Annotated in this window: 25 protein-coding genes, 1 rRNA gene and 1 pseudogene; 18 read left to right on the top strand and 9 right to left on the bottom strand. The window is 40.1% G+C overall.

From position 1 onward, the window contains the following. Positions 1 to 35 precede the first annotated feature (35 nt). The gene (locus FTU02_RS15425) at positions 36 to 677 is read left to right on the top strand and encodes a hemolysin III family protein (RefSeq protein ID WP_180157903.1); all 642 of its coding nucleotides are present in this window, start codon (positions 36 to 38) and stop codon (positions 675 to 677) included. A 145-nt stretch (positions 678 to 822) separates the two neighbouring features. Then, on the top strand, positions 823 to 2136 hold the full coding sequence (locus tag FTU02_RS15420) for an MFS transporter (protein ID WP_078194265.1): 1314 nt from the start codon (positions 823 to 825) through the stop codon (positions 2134 to 2136). Between the two features lie 291 nt (positions 2137 to 2427). Here the strand turns inward: FTU02_RS15420 and FTU02_RS15415 are convergent, their stop codons facing one another. After that, positions 2428 to 3438 carry a metallophosphoesterase gene (locus FTU02_RS15415; protein WP_180157894.1) on the bottom strand — a complete coding sequence of 337 codons (1011 nt, stop codon included), beginning with the start codon at positions 3436 to 3438 and terminating at the stop codon, positions 2428 to 2430. 104 nt (positions 3439 to 3542) lie between these two features. Here FTU02_RS15415 and FTU02_RS15410 point away from each other — a divergent pair, with 104 nt between their 5' ends. Then, positions 3543 to 5162, top strand: a complete 1620-nt coding sequence (locus FTU02_RS15410; protein WP_306670242.1) for a phospholipase D family protein — start codon at positions 3543 to 3545, stop codon at positions 5160 to 5162. 47 nt (positions 5163 to 5209) lie between these two features. Here the strand turns inward: FTU02_RS15410 and FTU02_RS15405 are convergent, their stop codons facing one another. Then, a complete protein-coding gene (locus tag FTU02_RS15405) occupies positions 5210 to 6031 on the bottom strand; it encodes a 1-acyl-sn-glycerol-3-phosphate acyltransferase (protein WP_180157915.1) in 822 nt (273 codons plus the stop codon). A gap of 410 nt (positions 6032 to 6441) precedes the next feature. On the opposite strand from FTU02_RS15405, the gene hflX reads away from it, so the two are divergent. From hflX to FTU02_RS15375, 6 genes are all read left to right on the top strand, one after another. Beyond that, complete coding sequence (hflX, locus tag FTU02_RS15400; RefSeq protein ID WP_180157890.1) at positions 6442 to 7776, top strand: ribosome rescue GTPase HflX; 1335 nt, start codon at positions 6442 to 6444, stop codon at positions 7774 to 7776. 43 nt (positions 7777 to 7819) lie between these two features. Beyond that, entirely contained in the window at positions 7820 to 8191 is a 372-nt protein-coding gene (locus tag FTU02_RS15395; RefSeq protein WP_078194269.1) for a hypothetical protein, read from the top strand. 11 nt (positions 8192 to 8202) lie between these two features. Beyond that, positions 8203 to 8877: an LrgB family protein gene (locus tag FTU02_RS15390; protein ID WP_078190106.1), complete on the top strand. Its 675-nt coding sequence runs from the start codon at positions 8203 to 8205 to the stop codon at positions 8875 to 8877. A 248-nt stretch (positions 8878 to 9125) separates the two neighbouring features. Next, positions 9126 to 9578 (top strand): DUF2147 domain-containing protein, encoded by a 453-nt coding sequence (locus tag FTU02_RS15385; protein ID WP_078194270.1) that lies wholly within the window; start codon positions 9126 to 9128, stop codon positions 9576 to 9578. 60 nt (positions 9579 to 9638) lie between these two features. Further along, positions 9639 to 10088, top strand: a complete 450-nt coding sequence (locus FTU02_RS15380) for a DUF2147 domain-containing protein (protein WP_078190108.1) — start codon at positions 9639 to 9641, stop codon at positions 10086 to 10088. 140 nt (positions 10089 to 10228) lie between these two features. Continuing rightward, on the top strand, positions 10229 to 10675 hold the full coding sequence (locus tag FTU02_RS15375) for a DUF2147 domain-containing protein (RefSeq protein ID WP_078194271.1): 447 nt from the start codon (positions 10229 to 10231) through the stop codon (positions 10673 to 10675). 53 nt (positions 10676 to 10728) lie between these two features. On the opposite strand, the gene FTU02_RS15370 is transcribed toward FTU02_RS15375, so the two are convergent. The 5 genes from FTU02_RS15370 to FTU02_RS15350 all read right to left on the bottom strand — a co-directional run bounded on the left by FTU02_RS15370 (position 10729) and on the right by FTU02_RS15350 (position 14757). Next, a complete protein-coding gene (locus FTU02_RS15370; RefSeq protein ID WP_180060228.1) occupies positions 10729 to 11574 on the bottom strand; it encodes a symmetrical bis(5'-nucleosyl)-tetraphosphatase in 846 nt (281 codons plus the stop codon). A 6-nt stretch (positions 11575 to 11580) separates the two neighbouring features. Continuing rightward, a complete protein-coding gene (gene rsmA / locus FTU02_RS15365; protein ID WP_078190111.1) occupies positions 11581 to 12393 on the bottom strand; it encodes a 16S rRNA (adenine(1518)-N(6)/adenine(1519)-N(6))-dimethyltransferase RsmA in 813 nt (270 codons plus the stop codon). Between the two features lie 30 nt (positions 12394 to 12423). Beyond that, on the bottom strand, positions 12424 to 13281 hold the full coding sequence (locus FTU02_RS15360) for a pilus assembly protein PilJ (protein WP_180157880.1): 858 nt from the start codon (positions 13279 to 13281) through the stop codon (positions 12424 to 12426). Between the two features lie 21 nt (positions 13282 to 13302). Continuing rightward, complete coding sequence (gene pdxA / locus FTU02_RS15355) at positions 13303 to 14286, bottom strand: 4-hydroxythreonine-4-phosphate dehydrogenase PdxA (protein WP_180157877.1); 984 nt, start codon at positions 14284 to 14286, stop codon at positions 13303 to 13305. Positions 14287 to 14376: 90 nt separating this feature from the next. Then, positions 14377 to 14757 carry a hypothetical protein gene (locus FTU02_RS15350; protein WP_180157875.1) on the bottom strand — a complete coding sequence of 127 codons (381 nt, stop codon included), beginning with the start codon at positions 14755 to 14757 and terminating at the stop codon, positions 14377 to 14379. Positions 14758 to 14948: 191 nt separating this feature from the next. Between FTU02_RS15350 and rplM the strand changes: the two genes are divergently transcribed. Further along, positions 14949 to 15377 carry a 50S ribosomal protein L13 gene (gene rplM / locus FTU02_RS15345; RefSeq protein ID WP_004722943.1) on the top strand — a complete coding sequence of 143 codons (429 nt, stop codon included), beginning with the start codon at positions 14949 to 14951 and terminating at the stop codon, positions 15375 to 15377. Positions 15378 to 15389: 12 nt separating this feature from the next. Next, entirely contained in the window at positions 15390 to 15776 is a 387-nt protein-coding gene (rpsI, locus tag FTU02_RS15340) for a 30S ribosomal protein S9 (protein WP_078190115.1), read from the top strand. Between the two features lie 62 nt (positions 15777 to 15838). Here the strand turns inward: rpsI and FTU02_RS15335 are convergent, their stop codons facing one another. Continuing rightward, a complete protein-coding gene (locus FTU02_RS15335) occupies positions 15839 to 16150 on the bottom strand; it encodes a hypothetical protein (RefSeq protein ID WP_180157873.1) in 312 nt (103 codons plus the stop codon). A gap of 88 nt (positions 16151 to 16238) precedes the next feature. On the opposite strand from FTU02_RS15335, the gene FTU02_RS15330 reads away from it, so the two are divergent. The 7 genes and pseudogenes from FTU02_RS15330 (at position 16239) to FTU02_RS15300 (ending at position 20837) form a co-directional block, all read left to right on the top strand. Further along, a complete protein-coding gene (locus FTU02_RS15330; protein WP_078194277.1) occupies positions 16239 to 16892 on the top strand; it encodes a glutathione S-transferase N-terminal domain-containing protein in 654 nt (217 codons plus the stop codon). 27 nt (positions 16893 to 16919) lie between these two features. Continuing rightward, positions 16920 to 17348: a ClpXP protease specificity-enhancing factor gene (locus FTU02_RS15325; RefSeq protein WP_078194278.1), complete on the top strand. Its 429-nt coding sequence runs from the start codon at positions 16920 to 16922 to the stop codon at positions 17346 to 17348. Positions 17349 to 17366: 18 nt separating this feature from the next. Then, positions 17367 to 18008 carry a hypothetical protein gene (locus tag FTU02_RS15320; RefSeq protein WP_180157871.1) on the top strand — a complete coding sequence of 214 codons (642 nt, stop codon included), beginning with the start codon at positions 17367 to 17369 and terminating at the stop codon, positions 18006 to 18008. Positions 18009 to 18435: 427 nt separating this feature from the next. Further along, positions 18436 to 18794, top strand: a pseudogene (locus tag FTU02_RS15315) (roadblock/LC7 domain-containing protein). Positions 18795 to 18880: 86 nt separating this feature from the next. Then, the gene (locus tag FTU02_RS15310) at positions 18881 to 19855 is read left to right on the top strand and encodes a hypothetical protein (RefSeq protein WP_180157869.1); all 975 of its coding nucleotides are present in this window, start codon (positions 18881 to 18883) and stop codon (positions 19853 to 19855) included. A 15-nt stretch (positions 19856 to 19870) separates the two neighbouring features. After that, entirely contained in the window at positions 19871 to 20416 is a 546-nt protein-coding gene (locus FTU02_RS15305; RefSeq protein WP_180157867.1) for an ATP/GTP-binding protein, read from the top strand. A gap of 10 nt (positions 20417 to 20426) precedes the next feature. Then, entirely contained in the window at positions 20427 to 20837 is a 411-nt protein-coding gene (locus tag FTU02_RS15300; RefSeq protein WP_180157865.1) for a roadblock/LC7 domain-containing protein, read from the top strand. A gap of 196 nt (positions 20838 to 21033) precedes the next feature. On the opposite strand, the gene rrf is transcribed toward FTU02_RS15300, so the two are convergent. Next, positions 21034 to 21148: ribosomal RNA gene (rrf, locus tag FTU02_RS15295) — 5S ribosomal RNA — on the bottom strand.

The raw sequence follows: 21148 nt of genomic DNA, 5'->3' as shown, positions 1-21148 counted from the left end.
CATATGTATATTTAAATTATTATAAAAGATACGTTATGAATGCTCCCCATCTTTTAGCTTATGACCCAGCTGAAGAAAGACTGAATTTCTATACCCATGCTTTCGGTGCAGCGTTGTCTGCCATCGCAGGTATCCTACTGATTTTAAAAGGATCATATCTTCCAACTGGACAATGGCTTGCACTTTGGGTGTATGCATTCAGTATGCTGTTATTATTTTCGGCTTCGAGTCTATATCACTTCGCAGAGTCTCCTGAGCGCCGTGGTTGGTACAAAAAGCTCGACCATACCGCAATCTATTATTTAATTGCAGGTACTTACACCCCGTTTCTGGCAATCGCACTGCCTACCACCAAAGCGCATTATTTACTCATTGCACTGTGGGTTATTGCCGCTATTGGAACACTATTCAAATTAATTTTCATTCATCGTTTTCAAAAGATTTCGTTGATTGCCTATTTGGTGATGGGATGGCTTGCAGTACTGGTAATGGATGATATGCAACGCTTTTTATCTGATCAAGCTTTAACCTACCTGATCATTGGCGGGCTATCTTATACAATCGGTGCATTGTTTTATGCCTTAAAAAAGGTAAGATATACACACGCTATCTGGCATATTTTTGTATTGATAGGTGCAGGATCACATTTCCTGTCGATTTATCTCTACGTGATATAACCCACTGACACTGCATTCTTTAGTGACCCTAATTCCGCAGTCCGTAAGTTGGTATTTCGTATTTTTTTAAGAAATTACGCCTTTTTTAAAAAGATTACGCTTTTAAAACTAAGTTCAATTATTTTTAGTAAGTGTAAGGTCCACCATGGCGTCTTCAAGTGCTGCTGCCACTGAACAGCAACCAACAAATTCAAAATTCCGCGTACTTACAGCAAGTCTTGTAGGTACCACAATCGAATTCTTCGATTTCTACATCTATGCAACTGCGGCTGTAATTATCTTCCCGCATCTGTTCTTCCCTGCAAGTACAGATCCCACAACCGCAACAATTCAATCTTTAGCAACGTTTGCGATTGCCTTTATTGCTCGCCCGATTGGTGCAACATTCTTTGGCCATTTAGGTGACCGTATCGGTCGTAAAGCCACATTAGTTGCCGCTCTCCTCACCATGGGGATTTCTACAGTATGTATCGGCTTGCTTCCAACCTATGCTCAAATTGGTATCGCTGCTCCGCTCATGCTTGCACTTTGTCGCTTAGGTCAAGGTCTTGGTTTAGGTGGTGAATGGTCAGGTGCCGTGCTGCTTGCAACTGAAAATGCGCCAGAAGGCAAACGTGCTTGGTATGGTATGTTCCCTCAATTGGGCGCGCCAATCGGCTTTATTCTTGCAACAGGCTCATTCTTGACCTTAGGTCACTTCATGTCTGAAGCTGAGTTTATGCAATGGGGTTGGCGTATTCCATTCATTGCAAGTGCGCTATTGGTTATTGTCGGTCTGTGGATTCGTTTAAAATTACATGAAACACCAGCGTTCCAAAAAGTTTTGGATAAGCAAAAAGAAGTAAATATTCCGTTCAAAGAAGTGATCACTAAGCACTGGGGGATGTTAATTCTCGGTACGATTGCCGCGATTTGTACATTCGTTGTGTTCTACTTAACCACAGTATTCGCTTTACAATGGGGTACAACCCAGCTTGGTTACACACGTGAAGAATTTTTAAAACTTCAACTGGTTGCCACACTTTGTTTCGCTGCCTTCATTCCACTTTCTGCTGTATTTGCTGAAAAATTTGGTCGTAAAACGACTTCGATTGCGGTATGTGTTGTATCTGCATTGTTTGGCTTAGTCTTCTCAAGCATGCTTGAGTCTGGCAGTACTGCGATGGTGTTCTTATTCCTATGTATCGGTCTTGCGATCATGGGTTTAACCTATGGTCCAATTGGTACGGTATTGTCTGAAATCTTCCCAACGTCTGTACGTTACACAGGTTCAGCTTTAACCTTTAACATGGCTGGTATTTTTGGTGCATCTTTCGCGCCATTGATCGCAACTAAACTTGCAACTGGCTATGGTTTATATGCAGTAGGTTACTACCTAACTGCGGCATCAATCCTTTCATTGATCGCGTTCTTAATGATTCGCGAAACTAAAAATGATGATGTGAATAATCAGGTTTAATCTGCACATAATAAAAAAGCCAGCACCTATTGCTGGCTTTTTTATGTCTCAAATTGAGTCAATGACCTGATTAGCTACTCTATAGTTGACATCATTTCGATTTTATTCATGCATGCAGCTTAGATCCAACTGAGCAATACACATCATCTGTTCCAATACACGGTCATTCACTTAATTTCAAACAGCAAATGAATAGCACGATTCAATTTTATTAACCAAACAAGGCCTGTAGCTCTACATCAAGAAGAACATTCACCAAACCGTTTAGCGATAATGAACGGTAGCTTTTGATTAAATCAACTCGATAATATCAATGGTCGGTGGCACAAGAAAACGGAAAGGTACCCCAACCATGCCCGTACCAACAGTGACAAAGACATCTGCATTGTCATGCTGATATAGCCCTTTTTTATGACCTAAAATCGACACTTTTTTCATTACATAATCGGTCAACCATGGCAATTCCACTTGTCCACCATGGGTATGACCCGACAACATCAATGGTCGTCCCGGAAGTTTAGGTACCATATCGACGGTATCTGGATTATGCGACAAAATGATCCAAGGTTTATCTTGTGGCAATTCTGGCAAATAGCGCATATCGGCTTTACCAGCCCATAAGTCCCCAACGCCTAATAAGCGAAACTCATTAAACTCAACCACTTGCCCTTCGATATCCACCACATGATTACTTTCTAATGCATGTTTTAACAGCGCTTGAATAGGCGGACCGGGATATTGCTCATCATGATTACCATTCACCGAATAAATCGGAGCAATAATTTTTTTTAGTACGGCCAGTTCTTCAGCTAACTTATTTTCTGGCTCGTAAGTCCAATCCCCTGCAACCACGACCAAATCAGGATTTTGTGCATTGATCTTATCGACGATCATTTTTAACTGACGTTCATGGCCCGAAAATAAACCAATATGTAAATCACCAATTAAAGCAATGCGTACAGGCTTTAATAATTGTCGTGTTTCATGCAATTGATATCGACATTTTTTCACCTGAATCATGTGCGGCTCGATAAATCGGGCATAGCATAAAAGCCCCGTAACAGCACCGACAAAAATCGCTTCATGTAGTGAATAATAGCCACTCCAACCCGCATAAAAGCTAAAGAAGAATAAAGGGATAAGTAAATACGAAAGATAGAATGCCAACAAATGTACGAAGGCTTTAAACGGATGAATCGTTTCCGTGCGCGACTGACTTAACCAAGCTTGGGATATTGCCCAAACGCCCAGCACAGCCAACCCGATATAAAAATACATCACTACGGAATCTAATTCCCACATACATTTGCTCTACAATTTGCCTAACGAGAAAACTCGGTCACTATATTTATCTTTTCACAGCTGACACTTATACTCAAATCAAATTTTTTAGTATGTCTAACAGTATGAACTCAGCTACACTGAAACAGCAAAATTTGTCCTTCATACATAACCACACTAAGGTGGTTTTGCTGAGTTGTAGCTTTGTTTTGACTTTATCTGCATGTAGTACCTTGCCTAAACAGCAAACTCAACCTGTGGAATATGCTTTTAATACCCCGACAGACGATACTAGCCTTGCGAAAATTGTGCTGCCGCTACGGGAACAAAATCCAAACTTAACCGGTTACCACGTACTTTATGACCCATTAGAAGCCTTAGCAGCTCGAATCGAGCTAATCAATAAGGCCGAAAAAAGTTTAGATCTACAATACTATATTTGGGATAACGACAAAATTGGTGCTTTGGCCCTACATGCCATGATCAAAGCTGCAGATCGTGGGGTGAAAATTCGTTTATTGGTCGATGACAATAATGCAAAAAAAATGGAAGGCATTTATATGGCACTCGACCAACATGCTAATATTGATGTCAAACTGTATAACCCGTACCGCTTCCGACATTTCCGCCCTGTCGATATGGTGCTGGATCTAAAACGCATCAACCGCCGTATGCACAACAAAAGCTTTATTGCAGACAATCAAATCGCATTGATTGGTGGTCGCAATATGAGTAACCAATACTATAACGTCAGTGATAATTATCAATTTTCCGATGTTGACGTCATGCTGGTCGGTGCGGCATCCGATGAAATCATCCATTCTTTTGACGAATATTGGAATGATGATTATGCCTTTCCAGTACGTCAATTGGTCAATCCACGCCACTATAGTTTGCGCTTTGACAGTCTCAAACAACAACTCGATGACTATAACCAAGAAGCCACTGTGGTCAATTATTTGGACTTAGCTAACCGTTCACATGCCTTTGATGACTGGCTCAACAATAAAATCCAATTTGACTGGGTCAAAGCCGAAGTGGTCAAAGATTCCCCGAGCAAAATCAAATCTAAAGCCAAAAAAGAAGAGCACCTTAACTTTCAGCTCCTCAACCGTTTAGATAAACCGGAACAAAGTGTCGATATCGTTTCAGCCTACTTTGTCCCAGAAAAAAAAGGGGCTGAACGCCTAAAAAACCTTCGTGCAGATGGCGTAAAAGTCAGAGTCTTGACCAACTCATTCCAGGCCAATGACGTACCATTGGTTCATGCTTTTTATAGCAAATATCGTCAAGATCTCTTGGAACACGACGTTCAACTCTATGAATTTCTCTCTAGACCTGATGCAGAAAACCTCAACACCAATACCAAAGAGTTGGCGGAAAAATCTAAAGTTAGTCTAAAAGGTTTAAGCCGTTCAAGCCTGCATGCCAAACTGATGGCAATTGATGAAAAACAAGTCTTTATCGGCTCATTTAACTTTGATCCACGTTCAGCATATTTAAATACTGAAATTGGGGTATTACTGAATAGCCCACGCTTAGCCAAAGCCGTCCACTACACCATGGATGAAAATTTAAGTAAATATGCCTATAAGTTAGTGCTCAATGCAGACCAACAGATCAATTGGAAAATTAAGCTGTCAAATGGTCAAACGCGTATTTATCCACGTGAACCGAAAATCAAGTGGTGGCAAAAAGCAGGGGTGAAATTTATCTCTTGGTTGCCGCTCGAAGGCTTTATGTAAGGATTGTGCTGCAAAGGTATCCCCTTGCAGCATGTATCATTAATTCATTATGCATCAACTGGAACTGGCGCTTTAAGGACTTTGGCTTGAAGTTCTGCCAATCCCTGATTCATTTTTTGCTGCACTTCTTGTGTCAGGCTGTCAACAGTATGACCTGCCGAATCAATTGCGGGCAATGTCATGAGATGCGCAGTGACTTTCGGCATTTCTAAGACATTTTTGACATGTCGATCAAAGCTAATGTCTCCGACGTAGGGTGCAATATTATCGAGTTCCCCGTCCTGATTCACATAGCAAATTAAGCAAATTTGGACTGGACGTTCGGCTTCAATCGCAGCACCTAAAATACGACCATGAATTTTTTTAATTTTGCTGCCATCTGAAGTGGTGGCTTCTGGGAAAAAGAGTACCGGCGTATCTTGTTTTAAGAAGCCTGTAATTTGTTCTTTAATTTTAATCGAGTCGCCAGAGCCACGCTTAATAAATAAGGTGCCACCGCCTTTCGCCAATTTACCCAGCACTGGCCATTTTTCAATTTCAGCTTTCGCCAAAAAGAAAACACGTGCACCAGAACCTAAAACTGCCACATCTAACCATGAAATATGATTACTTACCCAAAGGGCTGGTTGACGTGGAATTTCACCATGCACTTTGACTTCAAGATTGAATACTTTGCATAACTTGCGACAAAAATACTGCACATAGCGAGTATTTTGCGGGTTATTCGGGTCTTTATACAATTGATGACGATAAACCAAATAAAAACCCTGCGTCACGGCAACAGCTGCTGCACCGACTTTTTTACAATACAAATAAAATTTTGAAAACACATTAATTTGCGGTGTATTGACGATTTGAGGTTGATTCATAAACGGTTCACTAAAAGGACACGGTGCCACAATTTGGCGTAAATTTTCATCATCATATACCGAAGACAGTTTTTTTGCATTGATCATAAAAACCGAAGTCGAAGATAATATTTTCCCATTTTAATCGTTTTTAAAAATCAAATATTATTTTTATATCGGTTTTAAAGATTAAAATTATGAATCATTCATATTCAGACAATCCCTCTATTTCTTCATGGCAAGCGTTAAAAGCCATTGCTGGTTTTTCATTGATATATGTGAGTGTGCTTTTCTTATTGGCGCTGAGCTTTCGAAGCTTTCTCTAATTGAATAGCACGACATACAGAACTTAGCCATTAATCCCTCACTTAGATTAACCCTCGCACTGCATTTTCGCCTAAAATGAATCTTTAAACAGGAGTGTGTGCTGAGTGGAAAATTTAAATCAACATCAAGCGAGCGGTGAACGCGTAATTTTAGTCAGTGTGGCAGTACAAATGCTTGCAGACCTTGATACCGAAGAATTCCACTTACTTGCTCAATCTGCAGGTGCCAATATTCTGCAACATGTGCATGCTCAGCGTATTAAGCCTGATGCCAAATTATTTATCGGCTCAGGGAAAGCTGAAGAAATTGCAGAAGTGGTTGCAGAGCATGAAGCCGAATTGGTTATCTTTGACCATGCTCTCACCCCTGCCCAAGCACGTAATCTTGAACGCATCATGCGTTGTCGTGTGGTCGATCGTACAGAATTAATTTTAGATATTTTTGCCCAACGCGCACGTACCTATGAAGGTAAATTGCAAGTTGAGTTGGCTCAATTACAACATATGGCTTCACGGCTGATTCGTAGTCGTGGCGATCTCGATAGCCAAAAAGGTGGGATCGGCCTACGTGGACCGGGTGAAACGCTGCTGGAAACTGACCGTCGTCTACTCAAGCTCCGTATGGGACAACTCAAAGCGAAACTTGAGAAAGTCCGCCAAACACGTATGCAAGGTCGTGTGGCACGTCAAAAAGCTGCTGTTCCAACCGTATCATTGGTGGGTTATACCAATGCTGGTAAATCGACCTTATTTAATAATTTAGCAAAAAGTGATGTCTATGCAGCAGACCAACTTTTTGCGACACTTGACCCAACTTTACGCCGTCTACATTGGGATGGCATCGGTAACTTAGTGCTCGCAGATACTGTAGGTTTTGTGCGTAATTTATCGCACTCACTGGTCGAGTCGTTTAAAGCCACCTTAGAAGAAACGTTGGAGGCGACCTTATTGTTACATGTCGTTGACTCCAGCAGTCCTGACATGATGGAACAAATCGAGGCTGTCGAAAAAGTACTGAAAGAAATTGGTGTCGATGTTCCGATTCTGCGCGTTTATAACAAAATTGATGTCAGTGGTGAAGATCCTAAAATCATCTATGGCAAGCCACATCAGCCGGAACGTGTCTATGTCTCAGCACATAGTGGTAAAGGTCTTCCCTTATTACGCCAAGCGGTTCAAGAATGCTTGATGGGCCAAATTCAAAGCTTTGAAGTCCGTCTAAAACCAGCTTATGGCAAATTAAGAACACAACTGTATGCGCTCAATGTGATCCAAAATGAAAGTTATGATGAACAAGGCAACTTAATTTTGCACGTCATCATTGCCCCGCATAAGTTAGAACAACTGATTAAACAGGCGCATTTACCCATCAAAGAAATTTTGGGAACGCGTGCGCAACAATTCCAACGTCCACTTGAAGAATTTGAAATTAAAGACTAAATCGGTTAAAACTTGATTAGTATAATTTTAACGAAAGACAAAAATGGACTGGATCAAGCGCATCGACTGGAAAGCCTGGATAGGCACTATTGCATTAATTATTATTTTCCGTGAAGGCGCGGTCTGGGTCATGAAGCAATTCAATCACCCAGAATTAGGCAATCTAGTCGGTTTGATTGCCCTCTTGATCGTGCTTTCATTTTGGAGAAAATTCAACAAAATTCCAGCCAGTTTGGTCGATACCAATAATAAAATCATGAAAGAAAGTGCCTTTGCCTTCTTACCCATTAGTGCAGGCTCATTGCTGATGATGATGCATTTAGGTGATGAAATTCCAATGTTTTTGATTGTTCTCTTTGTCAGCACCCTCATACCGCTATGGGTCTACGCAAAAATGTCTAAGAAATGGCTATAAGGAGAATCAACATGCTTTCAATCATCTCTGGATTCATCATTACCCTGATCGCCTATCTTGTCGCAAAACCCATTAATAAAAAATTACCGCAAATCCCCGTGATTGTGATTGGGATGTTTTTCGTCATTGGTATGCTCTATCTTTTTGGCATTTCCTATGAAAGTTATATGGCACAGGTGAATCCACTGTTCAATAACTTACTCGGCTATGTCACAGTGGCCTTGGCCATTCCTTTAGCAGCGATGCGCTACGATGACTTGCCATTAAAAGCCGTGGGCGGGATTTTAGTCTTTGCCAGTATCAGTGCCGTTGCCCTCCCTATGGGGCTGGCTTATTTGCTGCATTTGTCAGATCCAACCATTATGGCTTTTGCTACACGGGCAGTGACCACCCCAATTGCCATCAACATTGCGACGCTGCTGCATTCCCCGATTCCTTTGGTGATTTTGATTGTGATTTTATCAGGGGTGATTGGCGCAGCATTTTCACCCATCATACTCAAAAATATTCATGATGAACGTGCATCAGGACTCGCCTTAGGACTTGCTGCACATGCGATTGGCACAGCTCAAGCTTGGCAGCGCGGCAGCATTGCTGGGCGCTATGCGGCATTTGGCATGGCGGTAAATGCAGTATTCACAGCAATCTGGTTGCCAACTTTCATACTCTATCTACAAAATATGTGACTGAGCAATCACTTTTAAATGATTGTTTTGTATAAAAAATAAACTTAATATAAATTCAATGGTACACCACAACACATTGAACGATGTGCTGTGGATGTTACATTTTTGGTAAAGGCACTTTTGTGCAACATGTCAACTTTCCCGAATAAAATGTAAATATTTACGCTTAGAGTAGTTGCTCTAAGTTCAAATATTACCTAGTATGATCAATAAACCCTCACAAAGTGTATTGATAAAGGATTATTAATATGATCGAAAAAAGTTTGAAATGGGCTGTATTATTCGGTGCTGTAGTTACAAGCTCCGCACTCTATGCTCAAGATCTTACAGGGACTTGGCAACAAATTGACGATAAAACTGGTTCGCCTAAAGCACTGATCGAAATTCGAAAAGATGCCAAAGACACCTATACCGGCAAAATTGTGAAAGTGACGCCACGTCCGGGTTATACACCAAAGGAAAAATGTGTGAATTGCCCTGCACCTTATACCAACCAGCCTATTTTAGGGATGGATGTATTTAAGGGGCTGAAACTTGAAAGTGAAAATACCTACTCTCAAGGAAAAATTATTGATCCTTTAGCAGGCAAAATTTACAGCTTAAAAGGCAAAATTTCTGCCAATGGTAAGCGCTTACATTTACGTGGATATCTGGGGATTTCCGCGATTGGTCGTACACAGACATGGATTCGCGTTGAATAAATTTTAAATTTATTCAGTAAATTGATTTGATATAGGTGAACCACCTACAGGGAATATCTGATGAAAAAATTAAAAGTGAGCCTCTTATTCTTAGCTGCTGTAATGAGTGGTTCAGCTTTTGCTCAAGACCTTTCAGGGACTTGGCAACAAATTGATGATAAAACAGGTTCACAAAAAGCCATTATTGAAATCCGTAAAGAAAGTAATGGAACATTCGTGGGTAAAATCATCAAAGTGACGCCGCGTCCGGGCTATACACCGCGCGACACCTGCGTAAATTGCCCTGCACCTTATAAAAACAAACCGATTTTAGGCCTTGATGTGTTAACTGGTTTAAAACATGTTGAAGGGACCAATAACTACGACAAAGGCCGTATTATCGACCCACTTTCTGGCAAAATTTACGACACAAAAGTTCGCTTAAATGCCAGTGGCAAACGTCTCACGCTACGTGGCTATATGGGTGTATCAGCACTCGGTCGTAGCCAAACTTGGATTCGCCAAGAATAAGCTCAGTGTTATAAAAACCGCCAACATGGCGGTTTTTTTATGCCTAAGATATTCAAATTATTTTAAAAATAAAGTTGACTATTCTCGTAAACTTTCTAACATACGTGCTCATAAATCACGCTTCTAGGGGAAAAGCGATTATGTTTAAAAAAATATTATTCAGCCTATGCACATTCGGTTTGATGAATGGCGCATTTGCAAATGACATTGCTGGCACGTGGCAACAAATTGACGATAAAACAGGAGCGGCCAAAGCGATTATTTCGATTCACAAAGAATCAAATAATACCTATACCGGTAAAATTATTAAAATTACACCACGTCCTGGCTATACACCACAAAAAAACTGTAATAAGTGCCCTGCGCCTTATACCAACCAACCGATTCTCGGCATGGAAATTGTTAAAGGTTTAAAGCAAATTAATAATACAAATAATTATGAAAAAGGTCGTATTATCGACCCTCTTTCTGGCAAGGTTTATGATGCTAAAGTGCGCTTAAACAGCACAGGAAAACGTATTTCGATCCGTGCAAGTATTGGCGTTTCAGTCTTGGGCCGTAACCAAACTTGGATTCGTTTAGACTAATCCTCACACTAATAAAAAAGCCGCATCAATGCGGCTTTATTATTTTTAAATACTTACATCACAGGATTATCGACCGCAAACATGTGCTGATCTTCTAAACGATAAGCCATCAACTGATTGCCCCAGACACATCCGCCATCCACATTTTGGATTTTTGCTGAAATGCTTTTTCCTTGCAAAGCCGCCCAATGACCAAAAAGAATTTGATGGGTCTGCGCTGCTTGTGACTCAAACTCAAACCATGGCTTAAAACCCTTAGGCATAGGGTCATCGAGTGAGTCTTTAAAACTAAACTCTAAACGGCCTTCAGCATCGGTTAAGCGCATGCGCGTCAAATAGTTGGTAATACAGCGTAAGCGCGCATGACCAGACAAATCATCCGACCATAGGTTCGGCTCTTTACCGTACATCACTTGAAGAAACGCATCGACCACATCAAAGTCGTCATGACCAATCACCGCTTCCACTTCCTTTGCCAAGTCTGCGGTTTGCTGCGCAGTCCAATTCAAAGGAATACCCGCATGAGTCAAAATGGTTTGCTCATTCGGAAATAGACACAGCGGCTGCTTGCGTAACCAATCAATCAAATCATCACTTTCTAAAGCGTGAATCACATCATCGATATTGTCTTTAGGATTGATATCCTTAATACCGCGAGCGCATGCCAGCAAAGTCAGATCATGATTGCCCAGTACCGTCGCCGCAACTTCACTATCCACTAATTTTTTGATGAACCGCAAAGCGCCTACCGAGTTTTCACCCCGTGCGACGAGATCACCGGCAAACCATATAAAATCTTGGTCTGCATCAAACTTTATCTCTTTCAGTAAAGCTTTTAATGCTTCAAAACAGCCTTGAACATCACCAATGACATAGTTATAGCGAATATTGCGAGTCATAATTATTTAAGCCACCATTTGATCTGCTAATGCGACAAATTCTGCAAGTGTTAGGGTTTCAGGACGCGCCATTGGATCAACCCCTGCATTTTCAAAACCATCTTCAACCAACATGCCTTTTAAGCTGTTACGCAAGGTCTTGCGGCGCTGAGTAAAGACATGTGAAACCAAACGCGCAAGCGCTTTTTCATCTTTCGCCACAATCGGTTTAACGGCATAAGGCTCTAAACGGAATACCGCAGAGGTGACTTTTGGCGGCGGATTAAACGAGCCCGGCGGCACTTCAAATAAAAACGTCGGTTTACAGAAGTATTGGATCATCACCGATAAACGGCCGTATTCTTTAGTATTCGGTGAAGCGGTAATACGGTCCACGACTTCTTTTTGCAGCATGAAGTGCATGTCTTTGACTTTGTCGCCAAACTCCAAGAGATGGAACAGCAGCGGAGTCGAGATGTTATACGGCAAGTTGCCAACCACGCGCAGAGGACGGCCTTCGGCAAACAGCTCGGTAAAGTCATATTTCAGCGCGTCGGTTTCAACAATGGTCAAGCGCTCAGGATGCGGCACACGGCCCGGCAAACCTGCGGCTAAGTCACGGTCCAGCTCAACTACAGTTAGAGCATCACATTCACCAATTAAAGGCGATGTAAGCGCAGCAAGACCGGGACCAATTTCGACAATATTGTCACCAGTACGCGGATTTACCGAACGTACAATTTTGGCAATAACACGTTGATCATGTAAGAAATTCTGTCCAAACCGCTTACGCGTGTGATGCCCTTCATCTTTTGGGTTTAGGGCATTAATTTGATACATAAAATTCTCCGCATAGGTTTATTACAACGATTACTGACTTGATTCAAATTCACTCAAGCGAGCAAAAATTTCTTCGGACTTGGTCACATTATCCCGAGCCGCTTTAATTACACTGAGCAATGGCTCTCTTTGTTGCAACAAAGCCATTGTTTCAGATTTCATCATTTCTTCAGTTTCAGCCTCAATGGAGAGCAAACTTTCGCGCATTTCAGCATTGTTTACGCGCTCTACACCCAGTTCAGGATTACCACTCAGTTGAGCCTTCAAATAAAGATTGAAAGTTTCAAAATCTGCTAAAAAGTCATCTAAATCGTCTGGATGAATAGAATTCACATCAGTTAACTTCAGCAAAGAACTCAACATTCGTCCCGCAATATAGACTTGATTTTTGGCAATCATTGCTTGAATAGCTGAATTGTTTACTCTAGCCATCATATCAGCCAGAATGTTATATTCAGCTTGAATACCTGGAATGGTTTCACTTACAAAAAGTTGAGATTCATATAGCGCACTCAGGCTATTTTGATGCTGTACAAGCAGATCAATATTAGCATTGATTGCCTGTCCATCTTGAAGCATTTTATCAGCACCATCACGATTCGCATATTTTTTATGCACCGCAGTCAGCGCTTGATTAAATTTTTGCTGATTATGTTTAAAGCCATCCACGGCAGCCGGTGATGCAAAACGTATAAATCCTTCCGTCTGTTTTGGAATTTGCAGCGATAATACTTTTAATTCACAAGAATGATGATCTGTAGCGAGCGTTGAGCATGCTGACAGCATCAACGCTAACGCAATCCCAAAAAATGGGCGAATGATCGATTTCGCCCTAAGCATCTTGTTATTTTCCTGTTTTATTTTTGATAATTTTTTACTATTATTCATATAAAATTCAAACCTTTATCATTAAGTTTCGTTATTTTTCGCACGTGCTAATTCTAAAGCCAAATCAACCGCCACCTGTAAACTCGAACTTTTAGCAAGACCAGTTCCAGCCAGTGACAGTGCTGTGCCGTGATCCACTGAAGTCCGAATAAACGGTAAGCCCAAAGTGATATTGATGGCTTCGCCAAAGCCCTGCGACTTTAACACAGGTAAGCCCTGATCGTGATACATCGCCAAAACCGCATCGGCATCTTTTAAATTTTCAGGGGTAAATAAGGTATCCGCAGGTAAACTCAAGCTCATATTGATTCCCTGAGCACGATAGCTTTCCAGCACGGGATTAATCACTTCAATCTCTTCCATGCCCAAATAGCCGTCTTCACCCGCATGCGGATTTAAACCGCAGACTAAAATATGCGGATGATCTTTTTTAAATTTGGTTTTTAAATCATGAATTAAAATATCGATGACTTGATGCAATCGTTCTTGAGTAATGGCATCGGCTACATCACGAAGCGGTAAATGTGTAGTTGCCAATGCGACACGGAGCGTTTTGGTCGCAAGCATCATCACGACACGATCAACGCCTGCAAATTCTTGATAAAACTCCGTATGTCCGCTGAAATGGATACCGGCATCATTAATAATCGACTTTTGCACAGGTGCAGTTGCAACACCTACACTTTTGCCAGACATCGCATAATCTGCAGAACGACGTAATTGTTCCAACACATAGGCTGCATTATTCACATCTAACTGACCTGCAATAACAGGTGTAGTTACAGGTACATGTTCCACATAAAGCTGACCTAGAGCTGCCGAACCCTCCTGCCCAACATAGTCAATCAGTTCAACTTCGAGCTTTAACTGTTGAGCACGCTTGAGCAGCAAATCTTTATCAATAAGAACCACAAGTGGCCTTTCATCTATTCGATTGGCTAAGCTCAAACAAATATCAGGTCCTATACCTGCGGGTTCACCGCTCGTGATATATAAAGGCAGCATGGGTCTATCCTGTGTGTGCAATAGCATTATTATACTGTGTGATGCACATGACAGACCTAATTTTATTGATTAAAAATATCGGACTAAAACTCAAAAATAAGCGCGTTGTGCGACATTGTATGGAATGAAATCGAAAGCAAAACCTGAAATGCCAATGATCCAAATCAATGCAATAAGAATTACAATGCCGCGCTGAACGGCTGACACATGTTGCGGGTACTTCGTTATCAGCCAAAAAGACATACCACCCAGAAGCAATAATCCAATCAACAGATAAACCAATAAATAACTAAGGAAAAATAAAGTGAGCATCATTAACAAAACGATGATCGCACCATCCGCCCCGTGCAAATACACCAAATACAAAAAAGTTGGGCTTAAAACTAAGGCGCTATATAAGCCCATTAATTGCAACCATTGCCGCCAGAATGAGGGTTCAGATGTGTTTTTTAACAGATTAGAATTCGACATGATTTACTTTCATCCGCTTTTCTTATAATTTCTGGATTATCTGCTGTTTATTGCTGAAGAAATATACTACAATACAGCGCTTGAAATTTTATATTTTCATTTGTGATTCTTCACGTATTCGTATAGAATCGCGTCTCCTTTTGTTTGGACAGCTTCCATAGTCCAAACCAACTATAATAGGTAGTGGTTTAATGAAAACTCTCAGCGCTAAGCCAGCTGAAGTTCAACACGACTGGTACGTTGTTGATGCTTCTGGCAAAACTTTAGGTCGCCTTGCGACTGAAATCGCTCGTCGTTTACGCGGTAAGCACAAAACTTCTTATACTCCTCACGTTGACACTGGTGACTACATCGTTGTTATCAATGCTGAGCAAGTTCAAGTGACTGGTAAAAAATCACTTGATAAGAAATATTATCGCCACACTGGTTTCCCTGGTGGTATTCGTGAAACTAATTTCGAAAAATTAGTTGCTCACAAACCAGAAGAAATCTTCGAACGTGCTGTAAAAGGCATGTTGCCAAAAGGTCCTCTTGGTTATGCAATGATCAAGAAAATGAAAGTGTACGCTGGTACTGAGCATCCACATACTGCTCAACAGCCACAAGTTTTGGACATCTAAGGGATACAGCACATGGCTACTAACTATGGTACAGGTCGCCGTAAGACCGCAACTGCACGTGTTTTCCTATCAGCTGGTACTGGTAAACTCGTAATCAACAACCGTTCTTTAGAACAATATTTCGGTCGTGAAACTGCTCGTATGGTTGTTAATCAACCACTTGAGCTTTTAGAAGCTACTGAAAAATATGACCTTTACATCACTGTTGCTGGTGGTGGTATCGGTGGTCAAGCAGGCGCTATCCGTCACGGTATTACTCGTGCATTGATCGCTTCTGACGAAACTCTTAAACCTGCTCTTCGTCAAGCTGGTTTCGTTACTCGTGATGCTCGTGAAGTTGAACGTAAGAAACTTGGTTTACGTAAAGCTCGTAAACGTCCTCAATTCTCTAAACGTTAATTCGTTTACCGAATCGGACAAAAAACCTTGGCTTATGCCAAGGTTTTTTTATGTCTTAATTTTTATGAAGATGATGCAAATAGAATAACGATCCGATAAACAAAGAGACTCAAACTCGCAATAAAACATATAACCGACAGTGTTAGTGTAATTGTACAAATGGTCATTTTGCTTTTTTGTTCAGGACTATCATCCTCTGCTCCATAATCAGAGGCATAACCTCCAGCGAGTGCCGTATAAAAGCCAATGCCCATAAAAATAACAGCAGCTAAAAATAATAATTTTTGTACAAGTACAATGGTCATCATGCGGTGACAATCAGGTAAATGAATGACATGAAAAGCTATCAAATAAAACAAAACTGTAATTTTCACTGTAGCTGTATTGATATTGCTAAAGTCTCCGTGATTTTACTGTCTAATTTTAGTATCCTATCTTATTCATTTCTCATCGTCTCGGATTATGTCAGTCGAAAATGCACCTCTCCAAGGGATTACGCTTTACAGCCATGCGGATGACTTTCGCTCACACTGGATACGCTATGTACTTGCAGAGAAGCAAATCAAACATAATTTAATTATTGCTGATGATGAAGACGAAGATCTTGCAAGTTTAAATCCCTACAATCAACTTCCGATGATGATTGAAAATGGCCTAAAACTCTATAACAGCAGTATTATTGCCGAATATCTGGATGACCGATATCGTCAAAATAAACTGTATGCAGATGCACCCATGCCTCGTGCAGAGCAACGTCAATATGTATGGCGCTTCGAACAAGATTGGTTAAGACTTGCCGATATTATGCTTCGCCATCCCGATACCCTCGATGAAAAAGCCAAGCAAAAAGCACAAAAACAATTACGTGATACACTCATTTCACTAACCCCCTTGTTTCAGCATTATCCTTATTTTATGTCTGAACAATTTAGCATGTTAGACTGTATGCTCGCGCCTATATTTCTGCGCCTAAAAGCCATGGGGATTGAGCTTCCCAAACAGCAATGCCGCCCTATATTTCTCTATTGCCAACGCATCTTTAGCCGTCCTGCATTTATCAAATCGATGACATTGCAGGAAAAAAATCGCTATAGCGAGCTTTTAGCAAAAAATTAATTTCCCATAAATATTCGAGTAAGCATTATGTCTGAACAGGAACTACAACTCACTCCAACGCGTCCATACTTAACACGGGCACTTTATGAATGGATTTGTGACAATCAACTTACACCGTACCTACTTGTCGATGCGACACAGAATGGTACGATGGTACCAGTTCAATATATCCAAGATGGCCAAATTGTCCTGAATATTGCACCCCATGCAACTCATGCGCTGCATATGAGCAATGAGACGATTACTTTCTCTGCACGCTTTGGTGGCGTTTCGCAAAACCTCTATATCCCCTTTTCTGCTGTTCTAGGTATCTATGCACGTGAAAATGGTCAAGGCATGTTCTTCGATCCTCAAGAATATGAAGGTATTCAGAATGATCAAAATGCTTTAAAATCAAACGACCAAGAACAACAAGAGCAGCCGAAGAAAAAACCAGGTTTAAGGTTGCTCGATTAAAGAATAAGGAAGCGAATAATGGCTTTTGATTTAGTACAATATTTTGTCGAACAAATAGAATCTCAAAAGCCTACGCTTTTAAGTCATTTAAATCGTGAAGAAAAACGTCAACATATACGTGAAATTAATGCATTAACTTTAGGTGAATTGATTCATCAGCTCCGCAATAATGCTCAAAAGGTTTATCAAGAAATTACTCATCCTGATGAACTCTATATTCAAGAAGTTTCACGCCATCTGACCACCAATCCATCGAATGCATCAATATTAGAGCGCTCTGAACTTGAACACCTTACAACTGAAATTTTTCATTTACAATTAAATGAATTAAAGCAACTTCATGATACCGGCTCACACTCATCACAAAGCATTCAAGAATTACTCAATGGACAAATTGAACACCTTTCTGGTCAAGCGGATGATTGGGTTTGGTCAACAAACAACCTAACAGAGCTTCTTGGTTCTAAACCCAATCTGCAAGAAGAGATATCATTAGAAGCATCAATGAAGGAGTTCAATCAAATGGTTAATCAACAACATACTCAAGAAGATGTGACAACTGAAGTACAAGTTCCAACTTGGTCAAAAATTGTAGAGCCTATTGTTGCAGTGGTGATTTTATGGATTTTGGCATCTGCAGCTTGTAATATTTTTTCTTAAGTGGCTTCATTTGTCTAAATCAATGACCTGCTTTTTAAGCAGGTTTTTTTAAATCGAATATTCTAAATTACACGCCTTTAGATCACTTTTTTGTTTTCTTTATGTAAATCGGTCAGCTTTATTCTGCAAAAATTGAGTTTTGTCACACCATTTACAAAATATTACATTTGAATTTTTGGTAAATTTTATATCAAAAATAAAGTTCTAAAATACATAAAAAATGTATATAGCAAATTAAATCACATTTTTTAAATTCTAAAACTTAACGCTATATTTAGAAAATATTATCCTTTTAAAGCAAAAAATTAATTTTATTGCAAAGCCCCTTACGCTTCCTATAATTAAACTATGTAGTTAAAAACGCTAGTTTAATTACCTAAATATCTACAAATAATATTCATGTATAACCCAAAAGAGGGGCATAAAAATGGCTAAAGTTTCATTAGAATCACTCACAACAATCGACGGTTTTCATGCAGCGGCACTGGTAGACGGTGAAAGTGGCCTAGCTATGGCGACACAAGGCGGTGGAGATATTGATTTAGAATAGCAGCTGCTGGAAATACTGAAGTGGTTCGCTCCAAAAGACGTGTTGCTCAGTCACTCAATTTAGATGATCACATTGTCGATATTTTAATTACCTTAGGAAAGCAGTATCACTTGATTCGTCCACTGGAAAATAATGAATCCATATTCTTATATTTAGTACTTGATCGTGCCAAAGCAAACCTAGCCATGGCTCGACACGAATTAAAAACCTATGAAAAAAGTTTAGATTTTGCTTAATTTCACCCAACCCTCCTATACCAATAAGAGGGTTTTTTATTCCCAAAATGTTTTACAGATTTGAATAAAATTAGTCGAGGAACACCATGAATAAGCAATATATCAATATCGGCATTGCAGGATTAAGTATTCATGATTCAGATCAACTCAAACATCAGCTTTACGCAATTTTTCCACAGCACTTTAATATCCAATGGAAAAATACATCTGATGTGAATCTCGATTGCTTATTTATTCATGAGCGTTTTTTTGACACCGAAGGAATTCAAAAAATATTAACTCGCCGCGCTTTACCTTGGCTCAAGATCTCGAAAGACAACCAACAATCAGGGCGCGTCAGAAACAATACGCTGTTCCTACCCGTGGATGATAATCAAGAGCTCAATCAATGGATTGATAAACATCTCGTCAGCCATAATGGCCTTAACGAATCCATAGAGCATGCACAAAAATGTCAAACTCAAAGCTTTAGCGATTTTAATTTGGAAGATGATTACTTCAAAAAAATGTATGCAGAAGATAACCATGAAAAATTACACCTATATGATGATCTAGGTACAATAGCGGTAATCGATACCGCGCAAAATATAGCTTGGCTCAACCTCGAGCGTCAACTTCAACACACAGATGCTAGTTTTAAATATGATTTCGCATCAATTGAAGATATGACCCATGTAAGTCGAAAGCACCCCGTCATCCTTCAAGACTGGATATGGAATCTATTTTGGCAAACTCCGAATTTTTACCAAACAGTTCCTGAAGATGGTCATTTTCGAATTTTAAGCTGGCCAAAACCTGCTGAACATTTATCTCATAAACAAATTTTTCAACTTTCTGCATGTTTTATCCAGGGCGCAAAGATATCAACGATCGCAGAACAATATGATATCCCCCTCAGCACCGTTCGGCAGTTCATTGCTGCGAATATGGCATCACTGAATATTAAAAAAATAAATCTTTGGGATAAACATTACACGCCACCTGAAAAGCATGAAACAACAGAACAAAAGAACTTTGTGCAAAACTTCTTTCGTAAATTACGGCGTAAATTTGGATTTTAGAATAGGACATCAAACATGATTCTTCAGCAATATAAAATTGTCTTTGCTGGTTCTATGGGTGCTGGAAAAACTGAAGCGATCCGTTCTCTTTCTGATATCCCAGTTTTACTGACCGAGGCGTTTAATACAGATCAAACCAGCCATCAAAAACTTGAAACCACAGTAGGTATCGACTACGGAGAAGTGACCTTAGAAGATGGTTTAAAAATAGGTTTATATGGTACCCCTGGACAAAGTCGTTTTGATTTTATTTGGCCTGTGATTTGTCAAGGCGCAATCGGTGCAATTATTTTGATTGATCATAATGTTAATGATCCCCTAAGTGAACTCGAAAGCTACTTAGAAACCTTCCAAAACTATACAGATAACCTAGCCATTGGAATTACCCATACAGACGAAATCACAAGTTCGACAAATACTACTATCTACAAAGATTGGCTGATTAGTCAGGACTTATATTCGCCCCTATTCTTTATTGACTGTCGCAAAAAATCTGACGTTTTACTGCTACTTGAAGCTTTAATTACCTCAATCGAAGTAAATCACTACATTACCGCATAAGGAGCTATTAATGTTTAATGTCACAAAACGCACCGCTTCGAATGAGTTAATACAACATGCCCATAAACAAATAAATAATATTATTAACAATGCACGAGGCGTTCATTTCATCATGGTGTGTTCAACAGATGGATTTGAGCTAACAAGTGTTTACAAACGTGGGCAATATAACAATAGCAAGTTAGCTGCGGTTAGCAGCTCTATCCTTGCAATGGTATCAGCATTTATCAAAGAAATTCATTTAGTTGGTTGTCAAAATATAACCTTAGATGCCGAAAATGGAAAAGCGATACTTGCATCAGTCTCTGCGCAAAATTACCCCATGATTATTGTGGCATTGACAGATAAGGACATTTTATTAGGCCAAGTCTTATATATGCTTAAAGCTGCAACGCAATCAATTATTTCAGCGGATCAATAACCTTAATAGAAAGATTGAGGACGTCTTACTTTATATTTGAGTGAGAAATATTCACCTTATAAATGAATTATTTAAATAGATTTCTTATTCATTTTACTCCGGCTGTCACTGTATTTTTTGTTTTTCATTGTTCTTGTTATTTTTCCCGGCATAAAAAAACACCCCCTGCACTAGTCAGGGGGTGTTTCGAATAATGAGCTGGCGATGACTTACTCTCACATGGGTAACCCCACACTACCATCAGCGCTAAGAGGTTTCACTTCTGAGTTCGGGAAGGGATCAGGTGGTTCACTCTTGCTATTGTCGCCAGC

It is taken from the genome of Acinetobacter sp. YH12045, assembly GCF_013419925.1.
Taxonomy (GTDB): domain Bacteria; phylum Pseudomonadota; class Gammaproteobacteria; order Pseudomonadales; family Moraxellaceae; genus Acinetobacter; species Acinetobacter amyesii.
The sequence above is the reverse complement of the archived record's forward strand: the minus strand, read 5'-3'. Positions and strand labels throughout refer to the sequence as shown.